The sequence below is a fragment of the Rahnella sp. WP5 genome (assembly GCF_000745615.1).
Taxonomy (GTDB): Bacteria; Pseudomonadota; Gammaproteobacteria; order Enterobacterales; family Enterobacteriaceae; genus Rahnella; species Rahnella aceris.
In genome coordinates this window covers 251,874-272,745 of the sequence record NZ_JQJR01000010.1, presented here as the reverse complement: position 1 = coordinate 272,745, position 20,872 = coordinate 251,874, and the positions used below count along the sequence as shown (strand labels likewise).

Below are 20,872 nucleotides of genomic sequence, written 5' to 3'. Positions count from 1 at the left end.
TGACGCATGAAGCCAGAAACACCCTCACTATCACTTCCTGACGATAACGTTGGCAGCCGCGCGGTGAAGCGCAGCAAGCCCGGTTATCAGCTACGCCGCAGCCGTATCGCCTGGCTGCTGGTGGCGCCATCTCTTCTGTTACTGGCCGCCGTTGCAGGCTGGCCGCTGTTCCGCACACTGTTTTACAGCTTCACCGATGCCATGCTGGATTCGCCCGATGATTACCGTTTTGTCGGCTTCACCAACTACATTGACCTGGCCGACGGTGCCCATTATTACGGCGTCCTGGCCGATCCGCTGTGGTGGAAGGCCGTTGGTAACACGCTGCGTTTCAGTGTGATGTCGGTGTCGCTTGAACTGGTGTTCGGCATGCTGCTTGCCCTGCTGATGAACCAGAAGTTTCGCGGTCAGGGGCTGGTGCGAACCGCCATTCTGGTGCCGTGGGCGATCCCGACGATTGTGTCCGCCAGAATGTGGAGCTGGATGTTCCATGACCAGTATGGGGTGGTGAACAATCTGTTGCTCAGGCTTGGGGTTATTCACTCCCCGCTGGCGTGGGTAGCAGACCCGGGGTTATCCATGTGGGCGGTGGTCATCGTCGATGTCTGGAAAACCACACCGTTTATGGCGCTGATGCTGCTGGCCGCATTGCAGCTGATCCCGCGCGATCTGTATGAAGCGGCGCGGATTGACGGGGCCAATACCTGGCAGCGTTTTCGTCGAATCACACTGCCGTTGATTATGCCGGCAATGATCGTCGCGCTGATTTTCCGCGTCATGGATGCGCTACGGGTGTTTGATCTGATTTATATCCTGACCTCCAACAGTGAAGCCACTGTGTCGGTGTCGGGTTATGCACGAGATTTGCTGGTGAGTTATCAGGAAATGGGATCCGGTTCCGCCGCGTCGGTACTGGTATTCATGATGGTGGCAGGGATTGCAGCCTGCTTCCTGATGCTGGGTCGCCGCCGCAATGGAGAGGAATAATCATGAAACTGAATCGTCAGCAGCAAAAACTCGCACAGCGTTCACTGATTTTTGCAGGATCTGCATTTGCCTGTTTGATCTGTCTGTTCCCGTTCTACTACGCGATTATCACCTCGCTACGTTCGGGGGCAAATCTGTTCACCGTGATCTGGTTGCCCGATGAAATGAACTGGGGGAATTACGTGACCGCGCTGATGGATAACGGCATTGCCCGCAGCCTCTTTAACTCGGCGGTGGTGGCAACGCTCACTGTTGGTCTGTGTCTGCTGGTGTCAATCACGGCTGCTTTTGCGCTGTCGCGCATTCGTTTTACAGGGCGAAAGTATCTGCTGTTTACCATTCTCTGTGTGTCCATGTTCCCGCAGGTGGCTGTGCTGTCAGGTATGTTTGAGCTGGTGCGGTTTATGGGGTTGTATGACTCGCTTGGCGCGCTGGTCCTGTCCTACACCACCTTTTCATTACCCTTCACTATCTGGGTGCTGACCACCTTTATGAAGGCGATTCCCGTCGAGCTGGAAGAGGCGGCAATCGTCGATGGTGCCAGCACCTGGACCATTATCAGCCGTATCTTTGTGCCCATCATGGGGCCGTCGCTGGTGACGACCGGACTGCTGGCGTTCATCGGCGCCTGGAATGAATTTATGTTTGCTCTGACGTTTGTGATTTCCGGCGACAAGCGAACCGTTCCCGTGGCGATCAGTATGTTGCAAGGATCTTCCCAATTCGAACTTCCATGGGGCGCCATCATGGCTTCCTCAGTCATCGTCACGCTTCCCATTGTGGTGCTGGTGCTTATTTTCCAGCGACGCATTGTCAGTGGATTAACCAACGGCGCAGTCAAAGGCTGATGCCTCAATCAGTATCGTCAGGAGACCCGAATAATATGGCTACAAAAATTGTTTTAGTGGGCGCAGGCAGTGCGCAGTTTGGTTACGGTACGCTGGGTGACATTTTCCAGAGCACCGCGCTGTACGGCAGTGAAATCGTACTCCATGACATCAATCCTGCCTCGCTGGCGGTAACGGAAAAGACGGCCCGTGATTTCCTGGCAAAAGAAGATCTCCCCTTTATCGTCAGTGCGACCACTGACCGTGCCACGGCGTTGCGCGGTGCCGGGTTTGTGATTATCTCGATTGAGGTGGGCGATCGTTTTGCCCTGTGGGATCTTGACTGGCAGATCCCGCAGCAGTATGGCATTCAGCAGGTCTACGGAGAAAACGGCGGCCCGGGGGGATTGTTCCATGCGCTGCGTATTATCCCGCCTATTTTGGACATCTGCGCCGACGTGGCCAACATTTGCCCTGACGCCTGGATATTTAATTATTCCAATCCGATGAGCCGCATCTGTACCACCGTGCATCGTGCTTTCCCTGAGCTGAATTTTGTCGGCATGTGTCACGAAATAGCGTCCCTTGAGCGCTATCTGCCTGAAATACTGGGAACCTCCTTCGATAATCTGAATCTGCGTTCGGGTGGCCTCAACCACTTCAGCGTGCTGTTAGAAGCCCGGTATAAAGACAGTGGTAAAGACGCGTATGCCGACGTCAGGGCCAAAGCCCCGGACTATTTCGCAACTTTGCCGGGTTACAGCGACATCCTGGCGTATACCCGCTCCCACGGTAAGTGGGTGGAAACTGAAGGCAGCACCGAACGTCATGCGCTCGGCGGCAAAGACAGCTCGTATCCCTGGGCAGACCGTACGTTATTCAAAGAGATCCTTGAGAAGTTTCATCACCTGCCTATCACCGGCGACAGCCATTTTGGCGAATACATCAGCTGGGCGGGCGAGGTCAGCGATCATCGCGGCATTCTCGACTTTTATACTTTCTATCGTAACTACCTCGGTGAGGTGCAGCCGAAGATTGAGCTTAAGTTGAAGGAGCGCGTGGTGCCCGTCATCGAAGGGATTCTGACCGACTCAGGTTATGAGGAGGCCGCCGTCAACATTCCGAACCGCGGATTTATCAAACAACTGCCAGCGTTTATCGCCGTGGAAGTGCCTGCGATTATTGACCGGAAAGGTGTACATGGGATCCAGATCGATGTCCCGGCCGGTATCGGCGGGTTACTCAGTAATCAGGTTGCCATCCACGACCTGACGGCGGAGGCCATCCTTGAAGGGTCCCGCGATCTGGTGATTCAGGCACTGCTGGTTGACCCGGTGAACAACAAATGCCGTGCTATTCCAGAACTGGTGGATGTGATGATTTCTCGTCAGAGCCCATGGCTTAACTATCTGAAATAAAGACAGACTCTATTGATGCCGGGAGCTTCCGGCATAACAACATCATGGATTCGGAGGGGAATATGGCGCAACTGACCTTGGACAAGATTCAAAAACGCTATGGTGCAAAGACAGAGGTCATCAAATCGCTGGATCTGCACATTAAAAGCGGAGAGTTTGTGGTGATCGTCGGGCCTTCCGGCTGCGGCAAGTCAACACTACTGCGGATGATTGCCGGGCTTGAGGAGATAAGTGGCGGGGGCATGTATATCGACGGGAACTATGTGAACGATGACACGCCAGCAGAACGCGGCATTGGCATGGTATTTCAGTCATATGCCCTCTATCCGCACATGAGCGTCTATCAGAATATGGCGTTTGGGCTGGAGCTTGCGCGCCATCCGGCATCCGAAATCGACCAGCGCGTGCGTGAGTGCGCACGTATTTTACAGCTCGAACCCCTGCTGGCGCGACGGCCAAAAGACTTGTCCGGCGGCCAGCGCCAGCGTGTAGCGATTGGCCGTGCCATCGTGCGTGAACCCCGCCTGTTCCTGTTCGACGAACCGCTTTCAAACCTTGACGCTTCCCTGCGCGTGCAGATGCGCATGGAGGTGTCGGCCCTGCACAAACGTCTGGGCGTCACCATTATTTATGTCACCCACGATCAGGTCGAGGCGATGACGCTTGCCGACCGTATTGTGGTGCTCAATCAGGGCAACATCGAGCAAGTGGGCACGCCGCTGGAGCTGTACGACCAACCTGCCAATGAGTTTGTGGCGCAGTTTATCGGTTCGCCGAAGATGAATCTGCTTCCTGCCACGCTGCGCCAGGCGGGTGAACAACAAAGCGTGGTCGAGCTGGATAACGGCAAGGCGCTGGTTCTGCCTGTTGCCACGCCGGCAGCGGCACAGGGCCGCAGCGTGAACTTGGGTATTCGCCCGGAACATATTCGCAGCGGCAATCGGGAAGAGTGTGAATATCAGGGAGAGGTGATGTTTGTTGAGCAGATGGGCAACGAAACCTTGTTGTATCTGGATAACGGCAATGCCAGTGAACCCTGGGTGGTCCGTCACGCAGAACGTTCAGCCATTCAGGTTGGCGAGATCGTTGGCGTGCGGCTGCCGGTGGAGCGCTGTTACCTGTTCGACAGTCACGGTCGGGCGTTCCATCGCCATCTGACCATGAATCATTAATTCGTTTAGGGAAGAGAAAGTCATGAGTGATATGCACAGCGCACAGCAGTGGAAGGATGCCGTGGTTTATCAGGTCTATCCGCGCAGCTTTATGGACAGTAACGGTGACGGTATCGGTGATCTCAACGGCATCATCAGTAAACTCGACTATTTGCAGCAGCTCGGCATCAACATGCTGTGGCTGTCGCCGGTTTATCGTTCGCCGATGGACGATAACGGCTATGACATCTCCGATTACGAGAATATTGCCGATATTTTTGGCTCGATGGCTGAAATGGAGCATCTGATCGCGGAAGCAAAAGCACGGGATATCGGCATTCTTATGGATCTGGTTGTCAATCACACCTCCGATGAGCATCCGTGGTTTATTGATGCGCTGACATCAAAAAACAGTGCTTACCGTGATTTCTACATCTGGCGCAAACCGGCGGCCGACGGCGGACCGCCCAATGATCAACGTTCCCATTTTGGCGGCAGCGCCTGGACACTGGATAAGGCCAGTGGGGAATATTATCTGCACCAGTTTTCAACGCGCCAGCCGGATCTCAACTGGGAAAATCCCGACGTACGTGCCGCCATCCACGCGATGATGAACCGCTGGCTGGCGCGTGGTATCGGCGGGTTCAGAATGGACGTTATTGACCTGATCGGCAAAGACGTCGATCAACAGATCATGGCAAACGGTAAAAATCTGCATCTTTATCTTCATCAGATGAACCGCGCCACCTTTGGCCCGTACGGCAGCATAACCGTTGGTGAGACGTGGAGTGCAACGCCGGAAGATGCACTGCTTTACAGCGCCGAAGCGCGGCAGGAACTGACGATGGTCTTTCAGTTTGAGCACATCAGGCTTTTCTGGGATGAACATCATGGAAAATGGCGCAACAAGCCCTTTGATCTGCTGCGTTTCAAGGCTGTTATCGACAAATGGCAGACCGCATTAGCACACCGCGGCTGGAACTCGCTGTTTTGGAGTAATCACGATTTGCCACGCGCCGTTTCCAAATTTGGCGATGACGGTCAGTATCGCGTCGAGTCGGCAAAAATGCTGGCCACAGCGCTCCATTGCCTTAAAGGCACGCCTTACATTTATCAGGGCGAAGAGATTGGCATGACCAACGTGCGTTTTCCGCGTATTGACGACTATCGGGATATTGAAAGTCTGAATTTGTATCAGGAACGGGTGGCCGAAGGCGTCAGTCACGAAGAGATGATGAGGGGGATCCACGCCAACGGTCGCGATAACGCCCGAACGCCGATGCAGTGGGACAGCAGTCAGCATGCTGGTTTTACAACATCACTGCCCTGGATTGACGTGAATCCCAATTATAAACAGATAAACGTGGCGGCGGCGCTTGACGATCCCAACTCTGTTTTTTACCACTACCAGAAACTTGTGGCGCTGCGTAAGCAACAACCGCTGCTGGTTCACGGCGACTTCAGGCAGATTTTCAACAGCCATCCGCAGGTTTTTGCCTGGTTACGCACGTCGGGCGACCAGACGCTGGTGGTGATCAATAATTTCACCCGTGAACCTCTGACGCTTGACGTGCCGGACAACCTGCAGTCGTTACAGGGCCATTGCCTGATCAGTAACTATGCGCCACGTGAGCAACTGGATGCGCGTTTACAACTGCAACCCTATGAATCTTTTGCTTTATTAATCGGGAGCCTCTGATGGCAAACTGGTGGAAAGAGGCCGTGGCGTATCAGATCTATCCACGCAGCTTCAAAGACAGCAACCGCGACGGTATTGGCGATATTAACGGCATAACTGAAAAACTCGATTATCTTAAGGATCTGGGGATCGATCTGATCTGGATCTGTCCGATATATCAGTCACCCAACGACGACAACGGCTACGACATCAGCGATTACCAGCAAATCATGGCAGAATTTGGCACGATGGCCGATTTTGACCACCTGCTGAAGCAGGTTCATCTGCGCGGGATGCGGTTGATTATTGATTTGGTCGTTAATCATACTTCTGATGAACATCCGTGGTTTGTGGAGTCGGGTTCCTCCCTCGATAATCCGAAACGCGACTGGTACATCTGGCGCGACGGTAAACAGGGTGGCGAGCCGAATAACTGGGAGAGCATTTTTAACGGATCCGCCTGGAAATATAGCGTGGCCACCGGGCAGTACTTTTTACATCTGTTTTCTGAAAGGCAGCCGGATCTCAACTGGGAGAACCCCGGGGTGCGCTCGGCCATTTACACCATGATGCGCTGGTGGCTTGATAAAGGCGTGGACGGCTTCCGAATTGATGCTATCTGCCATATGAAAAAAGAGCCAGCATTCAGCGACATGCCTAATCCGCAGGGACTCCCTTATGTGCCGTCGTTCGAACGCCATCTGAATTATGACGGATTGCTCGATTACGTCGATGACATGTGTGAACAGGTACTCAGCCGCTACGACATTGTTACCGTCGGTGAGATGAACGGCGTCACCGCTGAACAGGGCGAGGAGTGGGTTGGTGAGCAGCGCGGCAGACTGAACATGATCTTTCAGTTTGAGCACGTAAAGCTGTGGCAGGACGGTCAACACACTAAACCGCTGTCTGGCCTCGATCTGATGGGCTTAAAAGATATTTTCACGCGCTGGCAGACGCTGCTGGAAAATAAAGGCTGGAATGCGTTATACGTCGAGAACCATGATCTTCCCCGCGTGGTGTCAGGATGGGGCGACGCGGAAAACTATCATCGTGAGAGTGCGACTGCCATTGCGGCTATGTACTTCCTGATGAAAGGAACGCCGTTTATCTATCAGGGACAAGAGCTCGGCATGACCAATACGCATTTCGCCAGCCTGGATGATTTTGACGATGTTGCCGCAAGAAAACGTGCGAATGAAATGCGCAGACAGGGCATGGAGGAGTCAGACATTCTGGCAATTCTTAGCCGTACCGGGCGCGATAACTCACGTACACCGATGCAGTGGGATCATAGCATTCATGGCGGTTTCAGCTCCGTGACGCCCTGGTTTCCTGCAAACAGCAATTACCGCGAAATCAACGTCGCGCAGCAGCGCGAAGATAAGCATTCCGTTCTGAATTTTTATCGTGCGCTGATCCGCCTGCGGCGGCAGATGCCAGCGCTGATTGAGGGGAACTATCAACTCCTGTTGCCTTCCCATCCCCATATTTACGCCTATCTGCGTACGCTGGAGAATCAGCAGATCCTGGTGATCGGTAATTTCAGCGCCTGTCCACAAGAAGTTGATTCACAACAGTTGGCGCTGGAAGATGCGCAATTGCTACTGGGTAACTATCAGGAGGAGGGAGCGCTGCACATTTTACGGCCCTATGAGACACGGATTTATCAACGTTAAGCTCTGTCTGCGGGAATATTCTGCGCATAAATAGCCAGAATGCAGGGTTTACCTCCGGTAAGCCCTGGTTCCGTATCAACCCGAATCGAACTCACCTGACCCCAAATCTGACCACCAAATTTCCCGGCGCGGAGGGGAAACTGAAAATGCATCAGGACTATTTTCACACTCACTGATTGCATCAACGCCATACAGGCAGGGGCTCCGGCGTATAAAAAGCAAAAGGCCCGCTTAAGTTTCCTTAAGCGGGCCTTTCTAATATGGCTCCTCTGACTGGACTCGAACCAGTGACATACGGATTAACAGTCCGCCGTTCTACCGACTGAACTACAGAGGAATCGTTGGAACGGGGCGAATAATAGCGACTGCCTGTGGGCATGTCAAAGGGTTAACGAAAAAAGTTGTCTGACTGCTTTCTTAATATTCAACTTGTTGACTATTAAGGCAAAGTGATTAAAACCTCTGCCATTTTTCTGTACGTCACGCCTTTTCACGTCTGTATTGCACTAAAAGCATTCACAAGTTGCCTGATTGTTGTGCAGGGGTTATCGGTAAGTTTTATTCTGGCCGTTATTCTGCAAGTTTTTTGCCAGCCACCGGCCATAAAATCGTCATAAATTCAGATCTGCTGCACAAATTTCACTCATATTTCGAAACTGGCACACCCCGTGCATTGTTATTTCACTAACAACGGCTAGCTTTTTGACAATGAAACAACAGGGGATTAACTGATGCAGCCAGCGCAGGATGTGATTGAACAAATCGAAGCCTCGTTTGCCGGGCAGACACCCACGGGCAAACGCATTGCCAGCTATCTGCTGGCAAATCTTGCACAGATCCCGTTTGAAACGGCGGACAGCATTGCGCGCAGCGCGGCGACCAGTGGCATTTCTGTCGGGCGATATCTGCGCAGCCTCGGCTATCGCAATCTCGATCACTTCAAGCAAACGCTGCGCCTGCAAAGCGGCACGTCATATCAGCCGTGGGTGGTTACCGACCGTCTGGGCGCTTATCGCGAACGCAGCAAACAGCCGCAGCAGGAAAAGTTGCAACAGTCGCTGACGCTCGAACTCGAAGCCATTAATCACGTGTATCAGTTGGCGCAAACTGACAGTTTTGCACAGGTCAGCCGCCGTCTGGCCGATGCGGAGGCGGTGTTTATTCTCGGTATCCAGTCGGTACGCGGCATTGCCAACAACTTCTCCAGTTATCTCGAGTACTTACGGCCAAAAGTCTATTTCGCCGACGGGCTTTCCGGCACCTATGTCGAATCCCTGAATTCGGAATTCGCGCAGCCTTATCTGGTGGTGACCGACACCCGTGCCTATTCGAAGATGGCGCAAACTTATTGCGAAGCTGCCTGTGAACGCGGCCTGAACGTGGCACTGATCACCGACATTTACTGTCCGTGGGCGCGCGATTATCCGGTGGATTTATTGCAGGTGAAAACCGACACCGGCCAGTTCTGGGACTCGATGGCGCCGCTAAGCTGCCTGTTCAATCTGTTGTGCTCGGCGGTGCTCGAACTGCGCGGTCACGATGTAGAACAGCGCCTGGCGAATAACCGCATTCTGCAAAAACAGCTCGGACAATTTGAATCCTGAATTTCTAAACCAGCGGACAGATTTATTGATGAATACGAAAACACCTGATGTTGCCCTGATCGATCTGGCTGAAATTCTGCCCGATGCGGTGATCGACCTGAAATATGCCACCGCCGATAACCTGACCGGTCAGCCGATTTATCGCGAATCCCTCTGCCTGCTGCATCCCGATGCCGCGTCGGCGTTGGTTCGTTGTAACGAAGTCGCGAAACTGGCCGGATTCACGTTGAAAATCTATGACGCTTACCGGCCGCAGGCGGCGCAGGCCTGTTTGTGGGCGGCATTTCCGAATCCGGATTATGTGGTGGATATCAGACTCGGTTCGCACCACAGCCGCGGTGTGGCGGTGGATCTGACCTTGCTGGATGAACAGGGTGAGGTGGTGGACATGGGCGCGGGCTTCGATGAAATGACCGAAGTATCGCATCCGTTTTACCCCGATTTACCGCCACATATTCAGCGTAACCGCTTGCTGCTCAACGCTGTGATGGCGGCGGGTGGCTTTAAGGGTATCACCAGCGAGTGGTGGCACTTTGAATTACCGGATGCCAAAACGTATCCGTTGTTGGAAGAGCGGTTCGGCTGCTATCCGCCGGTTAATGCCGCGTAATTATTGCACGTCTCTTATCACTTTTTGACAGAGCCAGGAGTTCTCAGATGAGCAACACAGCAATCAACACGTTCCGCAAAAATACGAAAACACAGGTCGCCGGTGCCATTTTTCTCGCCTTGTCAGGCTTAAGTTTTGCCACGCAGGCCGCCGTGCCGAAAGACATGCTGGTGATTGGTAAAGCAGCCGATCCGCAAACGTTGGATCCTGCGGTGACTATCGACAACAACGACTGGACGGTCACGTATCCGGCGTATCAGCGTCTGGTGCAGTATAAAACCGAAGATGGCAAAGGCTCGACGCAGGTTGAAGGGGATCTGGCGGCAAGCTGGACGGCATCACCGGATCAACTGGTCTGGACCTTCAAACTCAAGCCGGGCGCTAAATTTGATGACGGTTCCGACGTCAATGCCGATGCGGTGAAATGGTCGTTCGAACGTCTGATGAAAATCGGTCAGGGGCCGTCGGAAGCCTTCCCGAAAGACATGACGGTGACCGTTGTCGATCCGATGACGGTGACCTTTACGCTCAAAACGCCGTTCGCGCCATTCCTGTACACGCTGGCGAATGACGGCGCGGGTATCGTCAATCCGGCGATTGCCAAAGCCAATCCGGCCGATGAAGGTAAGGCGTGGCTGGCGGGACATACTGCCGGTTCCGGCCCGTATAAACTCGATCGCTGGCAAAAAGGTCAGCAACTGGTGCTGGTGCCCAATCCGCATTACAGCGGCACAAAACCAGCCTTTAAACGTGTGACCGTGAAAATTATCGGTGAAAGCGCCACCCGCCGCCTGCAACTGTCGCGCGGGGATCTGGACATTGCCGATTCCCTGCCGATGGACCAGCTGGCTGCCCTGAAAAAAGAAAATAAAGTCGCCGTGGAAGAATTCCCGTCGTTGCGCGTGACCTATCTGTATCTCAATAACGGCAAAACGCCGCTGAATCAGGTGGATTTACGCCGCGCAATTTCTTCTGCCGTGGATTATCAGGGCATGGTGAAAGGCATTCTCGGCGGCAACGCCAAACAAATGCGCGGGCCAATTCCTGATGGCATGTGGGGTTTCGACCCGACGGCGAAGCAATACACCTTAGATCTGACGCAGGCCAAAGCTGACCTGGAGAAAGTCAAAGACAAGCCGCAGACGCTGGACTTCCTGTATTCCGATAACGATCCGAACTGGGAATCCATCGCGCTTTCCGTGCAGGCCAGCCTCGGCCAGGCCGGGATTAACGTGAAGCTGGAAAAACTGGCTAACGCCACCATGCGTGACCGCATCGGGCAAGGTGATTACGACATCTCAATCGGTAACTGGAGCCCGGATTTCGCCGACCCGTACATGTTTATGAACTACTGGTTTGAGTCCGACAAAAAAGGCCTGCCCGGTAACCGTTCCTTCTACTCAAATCCTGACGTGGATGCGTTGCTGAAAAAAGCCGTGTCAGTGACCGATCAGAAACAGCGCACCGACTATTACCAGCAGGCGCAGAAAATCGTTATCGACGAAGCGGCATACGTGTATTTGTTCCAGAAAAACTATCAGGTGGCGATGAATAAAGACGTTAAAGGCTTTGTTTTCAACCCGATGCTTGAGCAAGTCTTCAATGTTGGTCAGATGCATAAGCAATAACCGCAATATCATTCACGAAAACCCCTTTCACGACCTGGAAGGGGTTTTACGGGGAAAAACTATGACTTTTTGGACTCTGATTCGCCAGCGCTGCTGGGGTCTGATACTGGTGATGGCGGGCGTGTGCGTCATTACTTTTATCATCTCGCATATGATCCCGGGAGATCCGGCGCGGCTGCTGGCGGGCGATCGTGCAAGCAATGAAATGGTCGAACATATTCGTGAGCAACTGGGACTGAATCAGCCGCTTTACGTGCAGTTTTTCCGTTACGTCAGCGATTTGTTGCACGGCGATTTGGGCACGTCGATCCGTACTGGTCGTCCGGTACTCGAAGACCTGAAAGCGTTCTTCCCGGCGACCCTGGAACTGGCGGTCAGCGCACTGTTTCTGGCGATTGTGCTCGGCATTCCGCTGGGCGTGTTGTCGGCGGTGTACCGCAATAAATTTCCGGATCATCTGGTGCGTTTGCTTTCCGTGCTGGGGATTTCCACGCCTGCGTTCTGGCTGGGACTGGGCGTCATCATCCTGTTCTACGGGCATCTGAACCTGCTGCCGGGCGGCGGAAGGCTGGATGACTGGATGGATCCGCCCGCCAATATCACCGGCTTTTATGTGCTCGATTCCCTGCTGACCGGTAACCGGGACGCCTTCTGGAACAGCCTGCAACATCTGGCGATGCCTGCGCTGACGCTGGCGTTTGTACACATGGGTATCGTGGCGCGGCAAATTCGCTCGGCGATGCTTGAGCAACTGAGTGAAGACTACATTCGGACGGCGCGGGCTAACGGGTTGTCACGCTGGCGGGTGGTTCTGAGCCATGCCTTGCCGAACGCGCTGATCCCGTCGGTCACCGTGCTCGGGCTGGCGATGGGCGATTTGTTGTATGGCGCGGTGCTGACCGAAACGGTGTTCGCCTGGCCGGGTATGGGCGCGTACGTGGTGAATTCGATTCAGGCGCTGGATTTCCCGGCGGTGATGGGTTTTGCAGTGGTGGTGTCGTTTGCCTACGTCATCGTCAATTTATGCGTCGATTTACTGTATGTGTGGATCGATCCGCGCATCGGCCGTGAGGGGTGAGCCAATGTCTGTGATTGAACCGGGCGTCAATAATCATCGGGCTGACATCGTGGCGCCAGATGTCAAACCGCGCTTTGCCAACTGGCGGCGCACATTCTATTTGCTGAGCCGCAGTCCGCTGACGATGTTAGGGCTGGCGATCATGCTGATTGTGCTTTTCATCATGATCTTTTCGCCGTGGCTGGTGCCGCACGATCCTAACGCCATCAGCCTGACCGACCGCTTGCAGGCACCTTCCGCGCTGCACTGGTTTGGGACTGATGAAGTCGGGCGGGATCTGTTCAGTCGTGTGCTGATAGGTAGCCAGCAATCCGTAGCCGCCGGGCTGGCGGTGGTGATCATCGCGGGCACGACAGGCTCGTTGCTTGGCTGTTTTTCCGGCGTGTTCGGCGGTGTGGTGGATGCGCTGATTATGCGCTGCATGGACATCATGCTGTCGGTGCCGTCGCTGGTATTAACCATGGCGCTGGCCGCCGCGCTCGGGCCGAGCCTGTTTAACGCCATGCTGGCGATTGCGGTGGTGCGCATTCCGTTTTATGTGCGGCTGGCGCGCGGTCAGACGCTGATGCTGCGTCATCAGGCTTATATGCAGGCTACGCGGACGTTCGGCGCGTCACGCTGGCATCTCATTACCTGGCACGTGCTGCGCAATGTGATGCCGCCGCTGGTGGTGCAGGCTTCTCTGGATATCGGTACCTCGATTCTGATGGCGGCAACGTTAGGGTTCATCGGCCTGGGCGCGCAACAACCGACCGCAGAGTGGGGCGCGATGGTCTCCAACGGACGCAATTATATTCTCGATCAATGGTGGTATTCAGCCTTTCCAGGTGTGGCAATTCTGATTACCGCCACCGGTTTTAACCTGTTCGGCGACGGTCTGCGCGACCTGCTGGATCCGAAAAGCAGAGGGCGCTGAGATGACTGAACAATCCCAGGCGCCGGTACTGGAAATCGACAATCTGCAACTGGTCTTTCCGGTTTACGGCGGAGAAGTGAAAGCGCTGAATCAGGTGTCGCTTTCAGTGAACGCTGGCGAAATCGTCGGCGTGGTCGGTGAATCCGGCTCAGGCAAATCGGTCACGGCGATGATGGCGATGCGCCTGCTGCCACCTGACGGTTTTACCGTGACCGGCGGTGCGTTACGCATGCTCGGCACCGACGTGATTCACGCCAGTGAGGAGCAGATGCGTACATTGCGCGGCGCGCGCGTGGCGATGATTTTCCAGGAGCCGATGAACGCCCTGAATCCGACGCGTAAAATTGGCCGTCAGATGTGCGAAGTCATTTGTCTGCACCAAAAACTCAGCAAGGCGCAGGCGTGGCAAAAAGCCATCGGCCTGCTGCAGGACATGCAGATTGCTGATGCTGAACAGGTGATGTCACGTTATCCGTTCGAACTCTCCGGCGGTATGCGTCAGCGTGTACTGATCGCCATGGCATTTTCCTGCGAGCCGGAGCTGATTATCGCCGATGAACCGACCACGGCGCTGGATGTTACGGTGCAGCGTCAGGTTTTGCGTTTGCTCCAGCGCAAAGCCCGTGCCAGCGGAACCGCCGTGTTATTTATCACTCACGATATGGCGGTGGTGTCCCAGCTTTGCGACCGGGTTTATGTGATGTATGCCGGACATGTGATTGAAAGCGGCAACACGGCGGATGTAATTGAATCGCCATCGCATCCCTATTCCATCGGATTATTACAGGCGGCACCGGAAAACGGCGAGCCGCGCAGTTTGCTGAAAGCCATTCCCGGCACGGTACCGAATCTGGCCAAACTGCCGCAGGGCTGTGCGTTTCGTGGCCGCTGCAATCATGCCGATGACCGCTGCATTGCGACACCGGCGCTGGCCTCGTTGCCGCATTTTCCGCAGCAATCTGTTGCCTGCTGGCATCCGCAGCGTCATGCCGGCGAAATCCACATTCAACGCATTGAGGAGCATTCCTGATGATGGCTGAAGCACTGGTAGAGTTGCAGGATGTGCGCGTGCGGTTCCCGGCCAGTTATAACTGGCGCGGTAAACCCACCAGTTATGTGCACGCGCTGAACGGGCTGGATCTCAATATTATCCGCGGCGAAACGTTAGGCATTGTCGGTGAATCCGGTTGCGGGAAAAGCACGCTGGCGCAGTTGCTGATGGGGCTGCAAAAGCCGAGCAGCGGCGAAGTGCACCGTGCACGCCATGACAATTCCTGGTTCGGCTCCGGTATGCAAATGGTGTTTCAGGACCCGCAATCGTCGCTGGATCCGCGCCTGCCGGTCTGGCGGATCATCACCGAACCGGTGTTCGTGCAAAAACACAACAGCAGCCGCGAGCGTCGTGAACTGGCTGCGACGCTGGCAGAGCAGGTGGGGATCCGCAGGGAATACCTCGACCGTCTGCCGCATGAGTTTTCCGGCGGTCAGCGTCAGCGTATTTCTATCGCCCGCGCGCTGTCTTCAGAGCCAGACATCATCGTGCTGGATGAACCGACCTCGGCGCTGGATATTTCAGTGCAGGCGCAAATCCTCAATTTGCTGGTGGAACTGCAACGCCAGCGTAATCTGACTTATGTGCTGATTTCTCACAATGTGTCGGTTGTTCGCCACATGAGTGACCGCGTGGCGGTGATGTATCTCGGGCAAATTGTGGAGCTGGGTACTGCGGAAAAAGTATTGTCCGAACCGCAACATCCTTACACCCGTCTGCTGCTGGATTCGGTTCCCCGCGCCGGTCGTCAGCTTGATGAAGGGATAGTCGATAAGAAAGGTGAATTACCCAGCAACCGTAACCTGCCGATGGGATGTTACTTCCGCGAACGTTGTCCGCTGGCCGGGGATGGTTGTCAGATGCCGCAGGATCTTGTGCATGGGGTGGGCGGCGTGGTGGCGAGGTGTCATCGGGTTATGCCGGAGCGGGTGTAGTTTTTAGCTCCTCCCCCTGCGAAGGGAAGGAAGCACGCCAGTTAAATCTGACCAGAGTTTGGTTTTAGCTCCTCCCCCTGCGAAGGGAAGGAAGCACGCCGGTTAAATCTGACCAGAGTTTGGTTTTAGCTCCTCCCCCTGCGAAGGGGGAGGCGGGGAGGGGGTATTAATGGCGAAACGATTGTTGAAGTATCCGCCGGGTAAAAACGTGCCAAAGCAAACTTCAACGCTATGATTTCTCTGTAATACCCCACCCCAACCCTCCCCTTCGCAGGGGAGGGAGTTGACCGGTTTTCTCCTCCGGTCAGGTGAGAAAGGGACAACTTATTTTCGTAAAAGATCTACTGTCCTCCCCCAGTCAAACGGCTCCAGATCCGTATATCTGACCCCCTTCGCGGCCAGCGCATCCACCAGCCCCTGCTGGGCAAGTACGGTTCCCCGGCTCAGGTTGGGCGCGACGCTGACGTCTTCCAGTGTTTTCACCACTTCACGCATTTCCTCGGCGCGGCGCTTGCCGTGTTCAGCGATGCGGCTGATAAGATAATGCGGAAACGGTCCGTCCCAGCCCAGTGAGGGGAAACTGGCGTGCAACGAGGCCAGCACTTCTTTCTCGACGCCGTATTGCCGCGCAGCACTCAGGCATTCGGCAGTCAGCGCTTCCAGGCCTTTGATCATCACACTGCGGCACATCTTGATCGCCGAGGCCTCGCCGACGCTGGTGCTGTGAACTTTGCTGTTAAATCCGTTTTCATTCAGCCATTCGCTGATGGCGTAAACATGCGTGCCTCCCAGCAACAGCGGCGTTTTCAGGCGGGCAGGCGGGTAAGGCGCCATCACCGCGACGTCGATATAACGGCCACCCGCCTGCTCAATCAGCGCCATCGCTTCGCGTTTGGTGTGCGGCGAAACTGAATTCAGATCGAGAAAGAACTGACCGGGTGCGAGATGCCGGGCGAAGGCACCGGCCACATTCAACGCTTCGGCGGCGGTCACAGCGGAGAAAATGATCTGACTGCCTTTCACGGCGTCTTCCAGTGACGGCGCAAAATGCACTCCGGCGTCACGGGCGCGCTGCCTGATAACCGCTGAATCTGTCAGCTTATCAAACGCCACGATATCCGGTGCCGGATTTTGCTTTTTCAGATCCGTTGCCAGAATGGTGCCCACTTCGCCGAGGCCGATGAGGGTAATGCGGGTGACGTTATTCATGATGAGATCCCTGTTGATCGTCCTGATGACCGTCCCAGACGCTGGCGGGGATGGCGACACGGCCTTCAAAAATCAGCCTTGCGGTACGTAACAGGGCACAGCCAGCCAGCCGTTCTGCCCCTGTTTTTGTCGGATCGAGTTGTAATTCCACGCTGAATTCGCCGGCCGGATGTTCCACGCTGATTAACGGCGTGTTGCCGGACGGCCTATGTGCCAGCCCTTCGGTGATGCTGCCGGGGATCAGGCAGGCGCTGGCGACGCTGACCGCGCCGAGTACGCCAATCGAGGCGTGACAGCGATGCGGAATAAACGTCCGGCTGGAGATGGCACCACCGTTTCGCGGTTCGGCAATCAATGTCATTTTTGGCACGGTGCGCTGCGTGACATCGCCGAGTTTCATTTTCGGGCCCGCCTGTAAGCGGATGGATTCGAGGCGTTTTTTCAGCTCCGTGTCTGCATCCAGCTGTTCACGGCTTTCATAACCACTGCGCCCGAAATCGGCGGCGCGCAGCAGAATAACGGGCATGCCATTGTCGATGCAGGTGACGTCGATACCGTCGAACGTGTCGCGGGCGTTACCGGTTGGCAGCAACGCGCCGCAACTGGAACCGGCGATATTGGCAAATTCCACGCTGATTTTCGCCGCGGTGCCGGGTACGCCGTCGATGCGCAACTCCCCCTGATAGCACACCTGACCCTCTTTTACCGGCACATGCGCGGTCGCAATCTGGCCGGTGTTTTCCATGAAGATCCGCACCGGGGTAATCCCTTCAACCGCGCTCAGCAGTTGCCTTTCAATGGCGAACGGGCCAACGGCAGCCAGGATATTGCCGCAGTTTTGTCCGTAATCCACCACGGCTTTATCGACATTAACCTGCGCAAAAAGATAATCGACGTCGGCGTCAGGGCGTGCCGAAGGGCGGATAATCGCCACTTTGCTGGTCAGCGGATCGGCGCCGCCAAGGCCATCAATCTGGCGCGGATCGGGGGAACCCATCACCGCCAGCAGCACATTGTTGCGTAAGGCCTGCTCGTGCGGTAAATCGTCCGCCAGAAAAAATGCGCCTTTTGACGTCCCGCCGCGCATCAGCAGGCAGGGGATTCGGGTCTGCGGCATATCGGCTCCTCAGCGCCTTGCGGCATTTTCCAGTTCTTCCAGCGAATCGAAATACTTCAGGCCTTTTTCTGCCAGACGCGGGCGCATATTGTAGATATCCAATCCGAGTTCACCGTCAGCCATTCTTGCGCGTTTACTTTCTTCCAGGGCTTCCCGCTCACGGCTGGCCTGTGCCACTTGCGCGACCTCTTCGCGGGGGATGACCACAACGCCGTCATCATCGGCCACAATGGCATCGCCCGGATTCACTAACTGTCCGGCGCAGACAACCGGCACGTTCACGGAGCCGAGCGTTTCTTTGATCGTACCCTGCGCGTGAACGGCCCGTGACCAGACGCGGAAACCCATATCGCGCAGCGTTTTGGTATCACGCACGCCGAGATCGGCAACCAGCCCGACCACACCGCGCGCTTTCAGTGACGTTGCCAGCAAATCGCCGAAGAAGCCGTCGGAACAGGGTGAAGTTGGCGCAACCACCAGAATATCGCCCGGCTGACACTGTTCCACTGCCACATGGAACATCCAGTTATCGCCCGGTGCGGTGAGCACGGTGACGGCGCTGCCGGAAATCGCACAATCCTGCTGTATCGGACGGATGCCCGCATCCAGCAAGCCTTTGCGACCCTGCGCTTCATGTACCGTCGCCACGCCAAAAGCCGCCAGTGCCGACACATCTGCTTTATTTGCCCGTGGAATATGGCGAACCACGACGCCTTTTTTGCCGACCAGACTCATGCTAAATCCTCTGTCACTCGCGGGAAGAGGCTCTGATAGCCTTCGCCGTAAACGATGTTTTTGGCGCTGGTGATCCCGACGTTACGTTTGGCCTGCACGCCGCGCTGTTGGGCGACGCGGGTATAGTATTCCCACAGATGTTCCTGACCGGCCATGCATTGAATTGCCTGATATTTCTTGTCCCAGACATCAGTGATATCGAGCAGAACATCGGGTTTCCAGTCGCACTGTTCCGGCTGATGTGGTTCAAAACAGTAAACCGGTGGCGCGCCGACGATGGTTTCGCCCGGCTTATAGCCTTCTGCCTGCGCGATAATCCGTGCTTCCTGTGCCAGATGCGTCGCCATCGGGTGATCGTAGTTGTACGGGTCTTTCAGCGAATGGGTCAGCACAAAATGCGGCTGTATGCGGCGGTAAACATCGGCCAGACGGAACAACGATTCCTTGTCGGCGCGCAGCGGATAATCGCCCATATCGAAAAACTCGACACTGGCCCCGAGGATTTCGGCGGCGGCCATGGCTTCTTCGCGGCGTGATGCTTTCACGATTTCTTCGGTCATATTGCCCTTGCGCCACAGTTTGGCAGACTCACCGCGTTCACCAAACGACAGGCAAACGATGTGCACGGCGTAACCGGCCTGAGTATGTCTGGCGATGGCACCGCCCGCACGCCAGACGAAATCGGCAGAGTGGGCACTGACGACTAATGCACTTTTAGTGTTCTCTTTTTTTGGCTGAGTCATGGAGATGTCCTTGGTTTTTGTTCTCAAAAAGTCTGAGTTCCATGCTGTCAGTCTGAGTCTGCGACGGGTAATTCATTTGATTGCAGGGGGTATGCGTTTTATTTATATTGCAGGGAAAGGTCACGCAAAAAAAGCTGAAAGGAGAAGGGGATGGCAGAGTCTGAGATGCTGAGTAACCTGATGCAAATCAGAGCATTTTGTCAGGTGGTCGACCAGGGAAGTGTATCCCGCGCGGCTGATGAACTGTACCGCACACAATCTGCGGTAACACGGGCGATACGGGATCTGGAACAGTCACTCGATGTTCCGCTGTTTGAACGTCATGCCAACGGCATGCTACTGACGGATTTTGGTAAATGCGTGCTGCCGCGTGCGCGACGGGCGATTGCCGAATTGCGGCAGATCCCCTCGCAGCTGGCGAAATTACAGGGCAAAAGCGGGCAAAGGCGCGGGGATACCGAACCGCTGTATCTGTTTAACGTCCGGCGTCTGCAAATTTTTATCTCTCTGTGTAAAACCCGGCATATGCAGACGGTGGCCACGCTGCTCGGCCTCAGCCAGCCCGCGGTCAGTGCTGCGCTGAAAGTACTGGAAAACGGTGCCGGTGTTGCGCTGCTGGAACGCACACCGCACGGCATGATGCCTTCACTTGCGGGGCAGGATATCGTGCCGAACCTGCGTCGTGCGCTTAATGAATTGCGTCATATTCCCGCCGACATTGCCGCCCGTCGCGGTGTGCTGGAAGGCACTGTGCAGGTTGGCGCTTTGCCACTCGGGCGCACGCGCTTACTGCCGCAGGCGATTATCGGCCTGACGCAGCGCTACAGCGGCGTGAAAGTGGTGACCAACGAAAGTGCCTTCAGCGCACTGGCGTCCGAGCTGCGGTCCGGCGAAGTGGACTTTATTTTTGGCGCGCTGAGATCCCGTGATTATGCGGCTGATATGGCAACAGAAACATTGTTTACCGAAAGCATGGTGATTCTGGCGAGAAAAGGACATCCGTTGCTGGCAGAAAATGTCACGCAGGAAACTCTGCGCGAGGCGCGCTGGGTGTTGCCGCGTGCTGAAACCCCGGCAAGACACCTGCTGGATAACAGTTTTGCCGCCATGGGGATGCCGCCGCCGGATCCGGTGGTGGAAAGTGGTGATCTGGGGATTGTGCGAGGGCTGCTGCTCGGTTCCGACATGCTGGCAGCCGTGTCAGCGCGCCAGCTTGAGCATGAGCTTGAATCCGGCGAACTGGCCAAACTGCCGCTGGATCTGGCCGATACGCACCGCGCCATCGGCCTGACGTTCCGCGCCGGAAGTCTGCTTTCACCTGCCGCAGAGGCGCTGGTGATGGAGATCAGAAAAGTGTGTGGCAACCCCATTTTCATATGAGAATTTTGATTACGGGTAATTATCGTGTGTGAAATATGAACGATGTTGTTATGTGCTTTGGTTTTGGGGTAATTATTATCCTTAATACAAACAGGATGAATTCCGGTTCGTTGTATAAACAAAATA

Annotated in this window: 18 protein-coding genes and 1 tRNA gene; 14 read left to right on the top strand and 5 right to left on the bottom strand. The window is 55.3% G+C overall.

Annotated features, from left to right (window positions below; all coding sequences use genetic code 11):
• Positions 1 to 6 precede the first annotated feature (6 nt).
• The 6 genes from EX31_RS10290 (at position 7) to EX31_RS10265 (ending at position 7,740) form a co-directional block, all read left to right on the top strand.
• On the top strand, positions 7 to 987 hold the full coding sequence (locus EX31_RS10290) for a carbohydrate ABC transporter permease (protein ID WP_037034551.1): 981 nt from the start codon (positions 7 to 9) through the stop codon (positions 985 to 987).
• Between the two features lie 2 nt (positions 988 to 989).
• On the top strand, positions 990 to 1,835 hold the full coding sequence (locus EX31_RS10285; protein WP_037034548.1) for a carbohydrate ABC transporter permease: 846 nt from the start codon (positions 990 to 992) through the stop codon (positions 1,833 to 1,835).
• Positions 1,836 to 1,870: 35 nt separating this feature from the next.
• Positions 1,871 to 3,232 (top strand): family 4 glycosyl hydrolase, encoded by a 1,362-nt coding sequence (locus EX31_RS10280; protein ID WP_037034547.1) that lies wholly within the window; start codon positions 1,871 to 1,873, stop codon positions 3,230 to 3,232.
• A 62-nt stretch (positions 3,233 to 3,294) separates the two neighbouring features.
• Complete coding sequence (locus tag EX31_RS10275) at positions 3,295 to 4,404, top strand: ABC transporter ATP-binding protein (RefSeq protein WP_037034544.1); 1,110 nt, start codon at positions 3,295 to 3,297, stop codon at positions 4,402 to 4,404.
• A gap of 22 nt (positions 4,405 to 4,426) precedes the next feature.
• On the top strand, positions 4,427 to 6,082 hold the full coding sequence (locus EX31_RS10270; protein ID WP_037034542.1) for a glycoside hydrolase family 13 protein: 1,656 nt from the start codon (positions 4,427 to 4,429) through the stop codon (positions 6,080 to 6,082).
• Positions 6,082 to 7,740, top strand: a complete 1,659-nt coding sequence (locus EX31_RS10265) for a glycoside hydrolase family 13 protein (protein ID WP_037034540.1) — start codon at positions 6,082 to 6,084, stop codon at positions 7,738 to 7,740. Before EX31_RS10270 ends, EX31_RS10265 begins: the two co-directional genes overlap by 1 nt.
• Before the next feature lie 261 nt (positions 7,741 to 8,001).
• Here the strand turns inward: EX31_RS10265 and EX31_RS10255 are convergent.
• A tRNA-Asn gene (locus EX31_RS10255) sits at positions 8,002 to 8,077 on the bottom strand.
• Between the two features lie 394 nt (positions 8,078 to 8,471).
• On the opposite strand from EX31_RS10255, the gene EX31_RS10250 reads away from it, so the two are divergent.
• The 7 genes from EX31_RS10250 (at position 8,472) to EX31_RS10220 (ending at position 15,562) form a co-directional block, all read left to right on the top strand.
• Positions 8,472 to 9,344, top strand: a complete 873-nt coding sequence (locus tag EX31_RS10250) for a MurR/RpiR family transcriptional regulator (RefSeq protein WP_013575983.1) — start codon at positions 8,472 to 8,474, stop codon at positions 9,342 to 9,344.
• Positions 9,345 to 9,372: 28 nt separating this feature from the next.
• Positions 9,373 to 9,954 (top strand): D-alanyl-D-alanine dipeptidase, encoded by a 582-nt coding sequence (gene ddpX, locus EX31_RS10245; protein WP_037034534.1) that lies wholly within the window; start codon positions 9,373 to 9,375, stop codon positions 9,952 to 9,954.
• A 47-nt stretch (positions 9,955 to 10,001) separates the two neighbouring features.
• Positions 10,002 to 11,582, top strand: coding sequence for an ABC transporter substrate-binding protein (locus EX31_RS10240; RefSeq protein ID WP_037034533.1), 1,581 nt, complete (start codon positions 10,002 to 10,004; stop codon positions 11,580 to 11,582).
• A gap of 61 nt (positions 11,583 to 11,643) precedes the next feature.
• Positions 11,644 to 12,660 carry an ABC transporter permease gene (locus EX31_RS10235; protein WP_037034531.1) on the top strand — a complete coding sequence of 339 codons (1,017 nt, stop codon included), beginning with the start codon at positions 11,644 to 11,646 and terminating at the stop codon, positions 12,658 to 12,660.
• Positions 12,661 to 12,664: 4 nt separating this feature from the next.
• Positions 12,665 to 13,576, top strand: coding sequence for a D,D-dipeptide ABC transporter permease (gene ddpC / locus EX31_RS10230; RefSeq protein ID WP_037034529.1), 912 nt, complete (start codon positions 12,665 to 12,667; stop codon positions 13,574 to 13,576).
• A 1-nt stretch (position 13,577) separates the two neighbouring features.
• Positions 13,578 to 14,606 carry an ABC transporter ATP-binding protein gene (locus EX31_RS10225; RefSeq protein WP_037034527.1) on the top strand — a complete coding sequence of 343 codons (1,029 nt, stop codon included), beginning with the start codon at positions 13,578 to 13,580 and terminating at the stop codon, positions 14,604 to 14,606.
• Positions 14,606 to 15,562 (top strand): oligopeptide/dipeptide ABC transporter ATP-binding protein, encoded by a 957-nt coding sequence (locus EX31_RS10220; protein WP_037034525.1) that lies wholly within the window; start codon positions 14,606 to 14,608, stop codon positions 15,560 to 15,562. Before EX31_RS10225 ends, EX31_RS10220 begins: the two co-directional genes overlap by 1 nt.
• Before the next feature lie 324 nt (positions 15,563 to 15,886).
• Here EX31_RS10220 and EX31_RS10215 read toward each other — a convergent pair whose 3' ends face one another.
• From EX31_RS10215 to galB, 4 genes are read right to left on the bottom strand one after another with little or no spacing between them, the layout of a single operon-like run.
• Positions 15,887 to 16,771 (bottom strand): NAD(P)-dependent oxidoreductase, encoded by an 885-nt coding sequence (locus EX31_RS10215; RefSeq protein ID WP_037034523.1) that lies wholly within the window; start codon positions 16,769 to 16,771, stop codon positions 15,887 to 15,889.
• The gene (locus EX31_RS10210; RefSeq protein ID WP_037034521.1) at positions 16,764 to 17,888 is read right to left on the bottom strand and encodes a 4-oxalomesaconate tautomerase; all 1,125 of its coding nucleotides are present in this window, start codon (positions 17,886 to 17,888) and stop codon (positions 16,764 to 16,766) included. Before EX31_RS10210 ends, EX31_RS10215 begins: the two co-directional genes overlap by 8 nt.
• 9 nt (positions 17,889 to 17,897) lie before the next feature.
• Positions 17,898 to 18,623: a 4-carboxy-4-hydroxy-2-oxoadipate aldolase/oxaloacetate decarboxylase gene (locus EX31_RS10205; protein ID WP_037034520.1), complete on the bottom strand. Its 726-nt coding sequence runs from the start codon at positions 18,621 to 18,623 to the stop codon at positions 17,898 to 17,900.
• The gene (galB, locus tag EX31_RS10200) at positions 18,620 to 19,366 is read right to left on the bottom strand and encodes a 4-oxalmesaconate hydratase (protein WP_037034518.1); all 747 of its coding nucleotides are present in this window, start codon (positions 19,364 to 19,366) and stop codon (positions 18,620 to 18,622) included. Before galB ends, EX31_RS10205 begins: the two co-directional genes overlap by 4 nt.
• 150 nt (positions 19,367 to 19,516) lie before the next feature.
• On the opposite strand from galB, the gene EX31_RS10195 reads away from it, so the two are divergent.
• Complete coding sequence (locus tag EX31_RS10195) at positions 19,517 to 20,746, top strand: LysR family transcriptional regulator (RefSeq protein ID WP_037034517.1); 1,230 nt, start codon at positions 19,517 to 19,519, stop codon at positions 20,744 to 20,746.
• Positions 20,747 to 20,872: the final 126 nt, after the last annotated feature.